Annotated in this window: 11 protein-coding genes; 5 read left to right on the top strand and 6 right to left on the bottom strand. The window is 34.4% G+C overall.

Annotation, left to right across the window (positions count from 1 at the left end; translation table 11 throughout):
- Positions 1 to 7: 7 nt before the first annotated feature.
- Positions 8 to 2,284, bottom strand: coding sequence for an ABC transporter permease subunit (locus Q0X14_RS04275; protein ID WP_297842892.1), 2,277 nt, complete (start codon positions 2,282 to 2,284; stop codon positions 8 to 10).
- Positions 2,285 to 2,289: 5 nt separating this feature from the next.
- Positions 2,290 to 3,363 carry a PstS family phosphate ABC transporter substrate-binding protein gene (locus Q0X14_RS04280; protein WP_297842895.1) on the bottom strand — a complete coding sequence of 358 codons (1,074 nt, stop codon included), beginning with the start codon at positions 3,361 to 3,363 and terminating at the stop codon, positions 2,290 to 2,292.
- A 196-nt stretch (positions 3,364 to 3,559) separates the two neighbouring features.
- Here Q0X14_RS04280 and Q0X14_RS04285 point away from each other — a divergent pair, with 196 nt between their 5' ends.
- From Q0X14_RS04285 to Q0X14_RS04305, 5 genes are all read left to right on the top strand, one after another.
- Positions 3,560 to 3,778: a hypothetical protein gene (locus Q0X14_RS04285; protein WP_297842897.1), complete on the top strand. Its 219-nt coding sequence runs from the start codon at positions 3,560 to 3,562 to the stop codon at positions 3,776 to 3,778.
- Positions 3,779 to 3,818: 40 nt separating this feature from the next.
- Positions 3,819 to 4,031 (top strand): hypothetical protein, encoded by a 213-nt coding sequence (locus tag Q0X14_RS04290; protein WP_297842900.1) that lies wholly within the window; start codon positions 3,819 to 3,821, stop codon positions 4,029 to 4,031.
- 18 nt (positions 4,032 to 4,049) lie between these two features.
- Positions 4,050 to 6,146, top strand: coding sequence for a sodium:solute symporter family protein (locus Q0X14_RS04295; RefSeq protein ID WP_297842902.1), 2,097 nt, complete (start codon positions 4,050 to 4,052; stop codon positions 6,144 to 6,146).
- Between the two features lie 27 nt (positions 6,147 to 6,173).
- On the top strand, positions 6,174 to 6,626 hold the full coding sequence (locus tag Q0X14_RS04300) for a YhcH/YjgK/YiaL family protein (RefSeq protein WP_297842905.1): 453 nt from the start codon (positions 6,174 to 6,176) through the stop codon (positions 6,624 to 6,626).
- A gap of 75 nt (positions 6,627 to 6,701) precedes the next feature.
- A complete protein-coding gene (locus Q0X14_RS04305; RefSeq protein ID WP_297842908.1) occupies positions 6,702 to 6,818 on the top strand; it encodes a 30S ribosomal protein THX in 117 nt (38 codons plus the stop codon).
- Positions 6,819 to 6,915: 97 nt separating this feature from the next.
- On the opposite strand, the gene Q0X14_RS04310 is transcribed toward Q0X14_RS04305, so the two are convergent.
- From Q0X14_RS04310 to dnaK, 4 genes are all read right to left on the bottom strand, one after another.
- Entirely contained in the window at positions 6,916 to 8,793 is a 1,878-nt protein-coding gene (locus Q0X14_RS04310; protein ID WP_297842911.1) for a M1 family metallopeptidase, read from the bottom strand.
- A 10-nt stretch (positions 8,794 to 8,803) separates the two neighbouring features.
- Complete coding sequence (gene ruvB / locus Q0X14_RS04315) at positions 8,804 to 9,835, bottom strand: Holliday junction branch migration DNA helicase RuvB (protein WP_297842914.1); 1,032 nt, start codon at positions 9,833 to 9,835, stop codon at positions 8,804 to 8,806.
- 1 nt (position 9,836) lies between these two features.
- A complete protein-coding gene (locus Q0X14_RS04320; RefSeq protein ID WP_297842917.1) occupies positions 9,837 to 10,931 on the bottom strand; it encodes a heparan-alpha-glucosaminide N-acetyltransferase domain-containing protein in 1,095 nt (364 codons plus the stop codon).
- Positions 10,932 to 11,030: 99 nt separating this feature from the next.
- Entirely contained in the window at positions 11,031 to 12,950 is a 1,920-nt protein-coding gene (gene dnaK / locus Q0X14_RS04325) for a molecular chaperone DnaK (protein WP_297842920.1), read from the bottom strand.
- Positions 12,951 to 13,117: the final 167 nt, after the last annotated feature.

Genomic DNA, 13,117 nt, shown 5'->3' on the forward strand with positions numbered 1-13,117 from the left:
AGTTCGTTTACAACTCAGCGTATTTTTTTCTTAATCTTTGTCTTATTATTTCGGCAAACGTGTTAACGATGAAAGTAAGAATAAACAAAAGTGTTGCAGCGAGAAATAATACTCTGTAAAGCGTTCCCTGATAAGGAGCTTCTGGAATTTCAACTGCAATATTTGCTGAAAGTGTTCTCATTCCGTTAAAAGGACTAAAAGAAAGTATTGGTGTGTTACCTGTCGCCATCAAAACAATCATAGTTTCTCCAACCGCTCGTCCGAAACCAATCATTATAGCAGAAAAAATTCCTGGACTTGCAGAAGGTAAAACAATTCTTGTCGCAGTTTCCCATTTAGTTGCTCCAAGTGCAAGCGAAGCAGAAGTTAAACTAGAGGGAACGCTTGAGAGTGCATCTTCACAAATTGTGAAAATAATTGGAATCACTGCAAAGCCCATTGCAAATCCAACAACGATACTATTTCTCTGATCATATTGTTCGTTCAAATTGGTCATCAGCCAGGTTCTGTAATCCCCGCCTAAAACATAATATTCGAAAATCGGTCCTAACCATTGAGCGATATAAAAACCAAGAATAATAAGTGGAATTATAAAGAATAATTCATAACCTGGCTTTAACCTAAATCTTATTCTGCCTGGAATTCGTTTCCATAAAGAAGCACCAAGTGCAATAACAACCGGGACTGTGAAGAACATTAGAAAAACACCTGGCAAAATTCTTTCGAGTAAAGGTGCTAACCAAAGTCCTGCAAGAAATCCAATAACAACACTTGGCAAAGCAGCCATTACTTCAACAGTTGGCTTAATATAGTTGCGAACTTTTGGATGAGAAAATTGCGAAGTATAAAGCGCTCCAAACAATGCAAGAGGAATAGCAAAAAGCATTGCGTAGAAAGTTCCTTTTAGAGTTCCAATAATAAGCGGAACCAAACTGAACTTGGGCTCAAAATCATCTGTACCACCAGTAGATTGCCAAACAAATTCAGGTTTTGAATAACCTTCATACCAGACTTTTCCGAAAAGTGTTTTCAGTGTTATTTCCGGATGAGGATTTTTAATTTCATATGAGACTATCGTTCCATCTTCATATAAAACTACTGCACCATCACCTTTTGGAGAGAATGCAATGTCTTTAACAGGCAAGTCTTTTCCGCTTAATTCAATTAAAGTTCTTTCACTTGTAAGATGCTCAAGATAAATTTTCCCTTTTGAATCTCCGGTAATAAAACTTTTATTTCGCAGTGAACTTGCGACTGAAGTTACTGCTGCCTTATGAGAATCGAATGTGTGAGGATTTACAAGTTTCCATCCGTAATCTGTTTTTTCATCGAGTACACGCATCCAGGAAGTAACATTTCCATCAGCATCACCAACAATTATTGATTGATCGCCAATGATAAAACCAAGTGAAGTGATAGCACTTTTACCTGAAGGAGTTGGATTAATTTTTTGAATAAGTTGTGGATTACTTTTGTCTTTTAGAGAAATATAGTAAAGCCAACCATTTGAAGTTCCGATCATCAGCTTCTCACAAAAGTTATCCAGTTCAATTGCTGATATTGGATATTCAACGAGGTTTGATAAATCATTCCTGTAAATCTTTTCTTCTTCATCTGAAAGAAGCGAGAAAGTTTTTTCTGAACTGTATTGAAGTAATCGGTTATCAGAAGTTAATGCTACTACAGTAAACTCATTATCAGAATTCTTCCTGTAAACAAGCTTACTAATTGATTTTTTACTTGAATCGATTTCAATAGATGAAGTGAGAATAAACTCAGGAGTGATTTCTCTTTTATCTTCTTCAATAAAGTTAATTGAAAATTTTACTTGCCCTAAAATTACTTTTCCTTTATTTGTTCCCAGAGCAATTAAATTTTTGTTAGCAGATTTTACTGCACTCGAAATAAATTCGTCAGAAGATAAATCTATCTTTTCAGATTTAATTATTTTCTCTGAAGATAGACTGATAAAATCAACGGTAGCAGAATCAGTAAAGGTGTATAAAATTTCCTGATACTCATCAATGCCAATGATTAATGGTTTTTTCGATTGAAGTATTTGCTGCGATTGAATTTTTTCTTTTTCCTGACCTTTAGCACCAAACCAAAGAGGAAGTGCTTCCCATAATACAAAAACGAGAATTGCAACAACCGATATGATTGTTGCAATTCCTCCAAAATATATTACTCCCTTGGCTGTTTTATCGAAGAATAAAGCTTTCTTATGAAGCTTTGATTCTTTAACCGAATTATTTTTTTTCTCAGTGCTCAGCTTATTTCCCAATATCTTTAATCAAGTTTCGCGAGTTCCTTTTTAACTAATTCGTGAGTCAGCGGAAGATAACCATCTTTTACAACCACTTCCTGACCTTCATAGCTTAGCACAAATTTAAGAAATTCTTTTAATAAAGGATCTACAGGTTTGTTCGGTGCTTTGTTAATATAGATGTTAAGGAAACGGCTTAAGGGATATTTACCATTTAAACAATTTTCATAGTCAGGTAAATGAAATTCATCATTTTCAGATTTTGCAAGCGGTAATGCAATTACACCGGAAGTACGATAGCCAATTCCTGAATAACCGATTCCATATCTGTCTTCGGTAACTCCTTGAACAACAGAAGCACTTCCAGGTTGTTCTTTGACCTGATCTTTGAAATCACCTTTGAATAAAGCGTGTTCTTTAAAGTAACCATAAGTTCCGGATGCAGAATTTCTTCCATACAGACTGATACCTCTGTTTGTCCAATCACCGGTTAAGCCCAAATCGCCCCACTTGGCAATATCAGTTTTGTAACCACCTCTTCTTGTCTTAGAAAATATAGCATCAACCTGAGGTAGTGTTAAACCTTTTAATGGATTATCTTTATTCACATAAACTGCAAGAGCATCAATTGCTACCCGAAGCTCTGTTGGTTTATAACCAAATTTCTTCTCAAATGCATCAATTTCTTCCTGCTTCATATCCCGCGACATTGGTCCAAGTTGAGCGGTTCCACTAATTAAAGCAGGTGGAGCAGTACTTGAACCTTTCCCTTCAACCTGAATATTTACATTTGGATAATATCTTTTAAATCCTTCTAACCAAAGCGTGAGCAGGTTATTCATTGTATCAGAACCAATACTTGAAAGGTTTCCGGAAATACCTGCCACTTTTGTGTAATGCGGAATGTTGGAATCAACTTTAACTGCTGTCGCATCAGTTGTTTCAGTTTTTTGTGCAGATTCCAGAGCCGATTGTTCATTCTGCATAGTTTCCTGTTTCGGGGAAACATCTTCTTTTTTATCACCGCAGCTAACAAAAAGAAATGATAGCAGAAATGTGATAGAAAATACGATTGAGGCAAATTTTATTTTAAGCATAATCTCTCCTAAAAATGTGTCTTCAAAATTATAAAAATATATTTCATTATTCTGATAGTTTTATGTTAAGAAATTGTTAACACTTTAATTTTTGGTGAAATATTAAAGTTTTTTGCACGATTTCATTACAATTTCAATTGTTCATTTATTAACCTTTCTATATTTTTTCAATGTCATTTTATTCAAGAGTAAAGATATGATTTTACAAACAGTTTTTCAGACATGGTTGCCGTTTATCTACTTGTATGTTGTTGGTGGAATATTTTTCTTTAGCGGAATGTACATTATCATAAAAAGTGGCTCACTTGATCCAAAAAAAAGAAAGCACAAGTTCTGGATTAAAGTTCTATTCGGTGGTTATTTCTTTTTTCTTTTTTTGCACGCATTCCTGATAATTTCTGCACTTTACTTATGAGAATATCAGTCAAACAACTAACTAAATAAGCAAAAAATATATGCCGTCATTTTATAATACCTGGTTGCCCTTTATTTATTTATATGGTGTTGGTGGGATTTTCTTTGTCAGTGGGTTGTTCATCGTTAAAAAAGCAGGTGCTTATAATCCACAAAACAAGAGACACAGATACTGGTGGAAAATTACAATTTTAGGATTTTTCTATTTTATGTTAATTCACGCTGCTTTTATTCTTGCAGCACTTTATCTCTAACAAATTGAAACTGGAATTATGGAAGTTCATCACAGTTTAGGAACATCAACTGACTGGATCGTAATGGTAGTTTATTTTATAGCCATTATGGTATTTGGAGCATACTTCTCAAAGTATAACCGAACGACTACAGACTTTTTCTTCGGTGGAAGAAGATTTGCCTGGTGGTTAATTGCAATGAGCATTGTTGCAACCGGAGTTGGTAGTCATAGCTTTATTAAATATTCTGCAAAAGGATTTGAGGCAGGTTTTTCATCCACAATGACTTATATGAACGATTGGTTCTTTGTACCATTTTTCATTTTTGGATGGCTACCAATTATCGTTTACACAAGAATAAGATCAATACCGGAATATTTTGAAAAAAGATTCAGTGCACTGACCAGATTTCTGGCAACAATTCTTCTTTTGTTTTATATGATTGGTTATGTTGGGATTGGATTTCTAACCATGGGCAAAGCAATTCTGCCATTACTTCCACCTGAATTTACATTGTTCGGAATGCATTTTGAGATCACGCTGATGGGTTTAATTGTTGTTATTGCAATTATAATTGGTATCTATATTACTTATGGTGGACAAACTGCTGTAATTTTCACTGATCTTGCTCAGGGATTCGTTCTGATTTTTGCCGGTATGTTAGTTTTTGTTTTAGGTTTGGATTATTTAGGTGGATTTAAAGTATTCTGGGATTTACTTCCAACCGAATGGAAACTTCCCTTAGCTCATTTCAATGATCCGCCAGGTTTTAACTTCGTTGGAATATTCTGGCAAGATGGTGTTGCCGGATCTGTTGGATTTTTATTTATGAATATGGGTTTAGTAATGAGATTTATGGCTTGCAAAGATGTTGATGAAGGAAGAAAAGCCGCCACCTTTAATATACTTTTTATGTTACCGATTTCTGCAGTAGTTGTTGGAAATGCTGGCTGGATTGGTAAGGCAATTTCAGTAGCTGATCCTTCAGTCGTACCACCAACAACAAATCCGGATTCAATTTTTGTTGTAGTAGCAAACATAATTTCTCATCCGGGTGTTTTTGGATTTATAATGGCTGCTCTTACTGCAGCACTTATGTCAACTGTTGATACTCTGTTAAATGCAACTGCAGCAGTTTACATAAATGATATTCACAGACCTGTAAAAAAATGGTTAACTAAAAAAGTTCAAACCTGGAAAGAAGAGGATAAACAGGAATTACTCTCAGCAAGAATTGCAACAGCAATTTTCACATTCCTAGGAGTATTAACAGTTATTCCTTTCAGTAAATTCCCAACAGTCTATGAAGCACACGGCTATTTCCATTCAACATTAACACCACCGCTGGTAACAGCAATATTTCTTGGTGTTTTCTGGAAACGATATACAAACGCTGCCGTTATAGGAACACTTGTAGGCGGAGTTGCTTTAATGATTATGGGAATGTATTACCCAAGACCATTGATTGAAATTTTTTCACACGGAACAGCTTACGAACCTAATCATCCTTATACTTACATTGGCGCGTTATACAATTTGTTTGTGTGCGCTCTGTTTGCAGTTATAACTACACTTACCACAAAACAACAAATAAAAATTGTGGAAAAGATTCGCCAGAGTGAAAATCACCGACTGATAATGAGCTCTTTCGTCGTTGCTTCAATAATCATTTTCCTTTTGATCGCATTCAATTTACTATCATTACCTGTATTATTTGTTCTTACATTTATAATGGTTGGAATGGTTGTTTTAGCAGCAAATTATTTTATCAAATACAACGAAGAAGAGAAAACTGATGGTCTTACAGTTTGGTCTATTAAAAAAGCAAAAGAATACTTTAAAGGCAGCAAATTAAATGAACGAGAAGGTGAAAAAATCAAAGTACATTGGAAATTAAAAGAAGGTGAAGATGACACAGTGCATTTTTCAAAAAATGATATGAAACGGATGGCTGCTGAAGTTGGGGATTTGGTTTATATATCTGATGCCAGAAGATATCTTGGAGGATTAAAATCAGTTCATACAGTTTATGGCGAACCTCATGATGAAGATGGTATAGTATATATATCAAATGAACATTATGAACAAGGTCAGTTTGTAAAAGGAAAATTACTAACTGCCGAAAAAGAAATGTAGCATTCAATAATTTAGAATAGAATTATAATGATAGTAGACCATATAGAAAATAAAGACCTTTATTCAAATCTTAATCCAAACATCAAAAAAGCTTTGGACTATTTAGCTGAAACCGATTTCAGTGAAACTGAAGCAGGCAAATATGAAATAGATGGTGAAAATATTTTTGCTTTAGTTAGTGAGTATAAAACTAAAGACTTATCACAAGGCAAACCCGAATCTCACAAAAATTACATTGATGTTCAGTTCGTTTATTCCGGTGAAGAGTTTATCGGTTACGCTCCACTTGGCAATCAGAAAATTGTTGAACCTTATAATGAGACAAATGATATTACCTTCTATGATTGTGAGCAATCACTTTGCCTTATTCAGAAGAAAATGTTTGCGGTTTTCTTCCCTACTGATATTCATATGCCCGGCATTAGAGTTACCAATCCTGTTTTAGTAAAGAAAGTTGTAGTAAAAGTTAAAGTGATTTAGTTTCAGCAGGTTTGAAATAGATTCAAGCAGGATTTATTTTTGCAAATAAATTTTAACTAAATAATAAGGAGATATATGGGAAAAGGTGATAGAAGAACCAAGCGTGGAAAAATTTTTCAGGGAACAACAGGAAAATTTCGTCCAAAGAAAAAGAAAAAAGCTACAAAACCCGCTAGTACCGAGAATAAATAATTTTGAACTTAATAAAAATGGCTGCGAAGTTTATACTAAGCAGCCATTCGATTTTTAAAGAAATTAAATGATCTAATTGCAATAATTCTTTTAGATTCTACTTAATCACCACTTCATTATTATCTCTTTTTGAATCCGGAATTCTGGAACTACCAAGAACAATTTTATTCACACCTTTAACATTATCAACACTAATCTTGAATGTTTTATTTCCGGTTTTCCAAACATATGCAGTATAGTAAAGTTCTTTTACTGTCTGATCATCATTCATCAAAGTAACTTTAATCGGAATCGGGATGTTACCAACTTTTTCAACTTCTAATTTCAAAGTTCCATCTTTCAATTCGTAAGATTTAATTCCAAGATCAGGATGACCAAATTCAAAGAACCATGGTTTCCAATACCAGGAAAGATCTTCACCGGCGGCTTCATTGAATGAAAAATAAAAATCCCAGGGAATTGGATGCTTTCCGTTCCATCTTTCCATATAAAGATGAAGTGCTTTCAGGAATTTTTCTTTACCTAAAAAATCTCTCAGGAAATCATAAGCAAGCCCGGGTCTCGCATAAGCTGAAACACGATAAGAATAACCTGACAGCAAATTTGAAGGTACAATCAAAGGCATTTCCATTTCGTTTCCTGCAACAAATTCAAATCCAAATACATTTCGTTCTCTTGGCATTGCACCTTCAGTCATTCTCTCCTGAAAATCAAATGGTAACATAACTGCCCAACCTTCATCCATAAAAGCATATTTGCGCTCATTTATTCCCATATAAAAAGGCATATACTGATGTGCAATTTCATGTGAGGTAACACCAACAGTTCCTTCTTTGCTTTGTGAAGAGCCGTTGTTAACTATCATCGGATATTCCATTCCACCTGAGCCATTCCAGACTGTGCAACTTGGATATGGAAAGGGTATTGCAGGTAGTTCTTCAGAAAAGTATTTAATTGTTTCTTTTGCATAAAACGCTACATCAACAAAATCTTTCGATGATTCTTTATAAGCCGCAGCAATATAGATTCGTTTGTTTGCTGGTGTCAGATAACTAACTGCATCCCATAAATAATGATCACTCATACCGAAAGCAAAATCAGGTACTTTATCAGCTTTGAATTTAAAGGTATGAGTTTCAGAAGTAGTTTTATATCTGTTTGGATTTTTCAAATCATCTGAAGTAAAAATTCTAATTACCTCATCACTCTGTTTGGCTTGTTCATATCTCTTTAAATATTCATTCGATAGAATTTCATCTGGATTTTGCCAAACACCCGTTGACCAAATATGGAAACCGTTCGGTACAGTGATATCAACTTCAAAGTTTGAAAAATCATTGTACATTTCTGTGTAACCTGTGTATTCATTATAATCCCATCCATCTATATCATCGTAAACAGCCATTTGAGGATACCAATATGCGATAAAGAATGAAGTTGAATCGTAGGTACCCATTCTTGCATAATTAGTTTTTGGGATTTCGAATGACCATTCAATCTCAATTTCTGATTTAGATGCCGGTGCAATTTTATCTTTAAGAATTATACGAAGGTTTGTTCCATTGTACTTGAAAATATTTTTGTCATCTGGATTTAAATTACTCTTGTTGAAACTAAAAGACGAAATTTTAACACCTTCAGTAAGAGCATCTTCTGAAACATTAAAATCTCTCTTCGATGATGGCTTGGAAATATTCGGATAAAGTCTCATTACAATTTCAGTCAGAGTATCGGGGCTATTGTTATAATAAGTTATGAACTCTCTTCCGGATAAAATTCTTGTTTTTGGATTAACGCTTACCTGAATTTTATAATCAGATGAATTCTGCCAATAATTTTTGCCCGGCTTTCCGTCAAAAGATCTTGTTCCTTTCTCGTAAGCTTTTAAAACATTTCTTGGAATGTAATAATTGGTTTGTGAAAAAATGCCAGTTGAGAAAAAAAATAGTAAAGTGAAAAGAATTTTTGTTTTCAATGTTTCACCTTTAGATGTTATCGAATAATGTATTTGTTGTATTTCCGAATTTACTTCTTCCAAATCTTTTGTAGGCAAGTTGAGTTGCTTCTCTGCCACGCGGAGTTCTTTGAATAAATCCCTGCTGAATTAAAAATGGTTCATAAACTTCCTCTATTGTACCAGGGTCTTCATTAACTGCAACAGATAAAGTATTCAATCCAACAGGTCCGCCATTATATTTATCGATGATGGCAAGAATAATTTCTTTATCCATTTCGTCAAGACCATATTCATCCACTTCCAAAGCGGCTAAAGCTTTTTTGGATATTTCGATGTCAACTGATTTTTTGTTTTCGAAATCAGCAAAATCACGGGTTCTTCTTAACAATCTGTTTGCAATTCTTGGTGTTCCTCTCGATCTCTTTGCTATTTCAGCAGCAGCATCTTCATCAATTTTAAGATTAAGAATTTTCGCTGACCTTTGAATAATTATCTTAAGTGTTTCATTAGCATAATAATCCAATCTGAATTTAATGCCGAATCTGTCACGTAACGGAGATGTAAGCATGCCTGCTCTTGTTGTTGCACCAACTAAAGTGTATTTAGGCAAACTGATCTGAACGGTTCTGGCATTCGGACCGCTATCTATCATAATATCAAGTTTATAGTCTTCCATTGCTGAGTAAAGATATTCTTCAACAACAGGGCTAAGCCGATGAATTTCATCAATGAATAAAACTGAATGCTCCTCGAGATTAGTTAATATGCCTGCCAGATCTCCTGGTTTTTCGAGAACTGGTCCTGAAGTTATTTTGAGTTTTACTCCGAGTTCATTTGCGATTATATGTGCAAGAGTAGTTTTACCAAGTCCAGGTGGACCAGTGAGCAAAACATGATCCAATGCCTCTCCCCTTTTTTTGGCAGCTGAAATAAATACATTAAGATTTTCAGTAATCTTTTCCTGCCCACCAAAATCAGTAAGAAACTGTGGACGCAGATTCTGTTCAAACTTTTTGTCTTCTTCAGTTGGTTCCGGATTAGTGTTTGCAGATTTTCTCATATCAGGTTACAAGTTGCTTATTTCTGATTTTTAATTTGTTAAGAATGTAAACCATAAAAGTCATCAGAGTTATCATTATTAGTGCTATAAATATTGTGTAAGTCGCTGCAAGCGAATTTCCCCATAAGTTAAATAATCCCGGATTCCAAGCACTTCCATAAATGATCATTAAATGAACAACATAAATTAACAATGTATTTCTTCCGATTAAAATTATTATTCTTGGGATAGAATTAATTGATTGCGAGATGTAAGAAACAATTCCGGTAAGAATTAATACAAATCCAACTCTGAAAATTATTGTGTCATAAGTATAAGAATCAGAATAATTTGATATTGATTTTCCTAAGTTCAACATCATATAAATAATGGAAATAAGGATTAGAAGTATTCCAATTAAAACGAGTCTTATACTGAATTTATTTGTTTTAAAGACCAATGGATTTCTTGCAAGATAACTTCCTAATATACCACCAAGAATTACATAGCCAGCCCAGGGAAACAGAGGGAATAACGAACCATTTCCTGCGTAAAAATAGTTTGCTATCGGCTGAGGAAAATATCTTAGCCAATCAATTTTTGCAAAGAACGGTGATGGAATTATGAAAGCAAGTCCGATTAAAAGAAATGTAATAGTATCTCCGAGTTTTAATTTCTCAGAAATAAATGCTGATATCATCAGGAATAAAAGTCCAAAACCTATAAGTTGTAAGACATCAACAGCAAAGAAAATATCCAGCTGTTGCCTAGTAACATTGGAGAAATCAAATATTTTGTAAGTTGGATAACGAAGTAAATATCCCAGAAAAACTAAAAGTAAAAATCTTTTTAGACCTTTTTTAACGCGAGGATTTTTTTCAAAAGGCTCATCAACCAACCTGAATAAATAAGTGAATACAGTGCCTGATGTGAACATAAAGATTGGAGCAGTCATCCCTCTCATAAAATTCCAAACTGCATAAACCGGATAATCAAGTAATCTGTAATCTGGTGCAAGCAAAGCATCAACAGTGTGACCTTGAACCATTTGAAGAACAGCAAATGCTCTCATCAAATCAATAAAGATGATCCTATGCTTTTTATCTGTCTGCGTCATCTTAATATTATTAAAAAGTGTGTTAAAGATAAGAATAGTGTTTAATAAAGAAAAAGCCCCGCTAAAAAGCGAGGCTTGTGTTAATGAAAAGTTTTAAGATTATTTTTTATCGTCATCAACAACTTCGTATGAAGCATCCTGAACATTATCTTTTCCATCTCCGGATTGAGTTGAACCAGATTGTTGTCCTGCTGCTTGTTCGTGCGGGGTTTGTGCACCTGCCTGAGAATAAATCTTTTGAGATATTTCATTCCATGCTTTTGTTAATGAATCAGTTGCAGATTTTATCTGCTCTGTATTATTGGTTGACAAAGCATCTTCTACTTTCTTAATCTCAGCTTCAATTCTTGATTTCATATCCGGAGTAAGTTTATCCTTCAGTTCTTCAAGTTGTTTTTTGGTCTGGAATACTAAAGTATCTGCTGTATTCTTAACTTCAGCAGCTTCTTTCTTTCTTTTATCTTCAGCAGCATGTTCCTGAGCTTCCCGTTTCATCTTTTCTATTTCTTCTTTACTTAAACCGCTTGAAGATGTTATTCTTATACTTTGTTCTTTACCAGTAGCTTTATCCTTAGCACTCACATGTAAAATTCCGTTAGCATCAATGTCAAAAGTAACTTCAATCTGCGGAACACCACGAGGTGCTGGTGGAATTCCATCAAGATGAAACTTACCTAATGTTCTGTTATCTGCAGCCATTGGTCTTTCACCCTGCAGAACATGAATTTCAACTGATGGCTGATTATCAGATGCAGTAGAGAATATTTCACTCTTTCTTGTTGGAATTGTAGTGTTTGCCGGAATCAAAGTAGTCATTACACCACCAAGAGTTTCAATACCAAGTGAAAGTGGAGTAACATCAAGTAATAATACATCTTTAACATCTCCGGCAAGAACTCCACCTTGTATTGCTGCACCAATTGCTACAACTTCATCAGGATTTACACCTTTATGTGGCTCTTTGCCAAAAATTTTCTTTACAAGTTCCTGAACCATCGGAATTCTTGTAGAACCACCAACTAATATTACTTCATCAATCTGTGATGCAGTTACGCCAGCATCTTTCATTGCCTGTTCACAAGGTATTCTTGTTTTCTCAACCAAATCATGAATTAACTGTTCAAATTTTGAACGGGTTAATGTTATATTCAAATGTTTAGGGCCATCCTGAGTTGCAGTAATGAATGGTAAATTAACATCAGTCTGCATTGAAGAAGACAATTCAATCTTTGCTTTTTCTGCAGCTTCTTTAAGACGCTGTAATGCCATTGGGTCTTTTCTTAAATCAATTCCTTCCATTCGTTTGAATTCATCAGCAAGATAATCAATTAATCTCTGGTCAAAATCATCACCGCCAAGATGTGTATCTCCATTTGTTGATTTAACTTCAAAAACACCTTCACCTAACTGAAGAATTGAAATATCAAATGTACCACCACCAAGGTCATAAACAGCAACAATCTGGTCTTTATGTTTTTTATCAAGACCATAAGCAAGAGCTGCTGCTGTGGGTTCGTTAATAATTCTTCTTACTGTAAGTCCTGCAATTTCTCCGGCATCTTTTGTAGCTTGTCTTTGTGCATCATTAAAATATGCTGGAACAGTTATAACAGCTTCAGTTACTTCCTGACCAAGATAATCTTCAGCAGTCTTTTTCATCTTTTGAAGAATCATTGCTGAAATTTCCGGCGGAGAGTATAATCTGTCACCAATTTTAACTCTTACAGTATTATTTTCACCACGAACAACTTCATAAGGAACTTCACTTCTTTCTCTGTCAACTTCATCATAAAATCTTCCCATAAATCTTTTAATAGAGAAGATTGTATTCTTTGGATTTGTTATCGCTTGTCTTTTGGCGGGCATTCCAACCAATCGCTCGCCAGTTTTAGTAAAAGCAACCACCGACGGTGTTGTTCTTCCACCTTCGGAATTTGGGATAACGACCGGTTCATTACCTTCCATTACAGCAACGCAAGAGTTTGTAGTACCGAGGTCAATTCCTATTATTTTTCCCATTATTATTTCTCCTTTCTTAAAGAAATTTTCAAAATTTTGTTTATAAAACTCGATTTTCTTATCCAATCATCTTGCCAATAAAAAGCTTGAATTTGTGCAAAAAATGCGGTTTTTAAAATCGAGTAAAGTAACCAATTTAGTAAATTTGTCAGCTCATTCTGAATTTT

This window comes from Ignavibacterium sp. (genome assembly GCF_025998815.1).
Lineage (GTDB): Bacteria > Bacteroidota > Ignavibacteria > Ignavibacteriales > Ignavibacteriaceae > Ignavibacterium.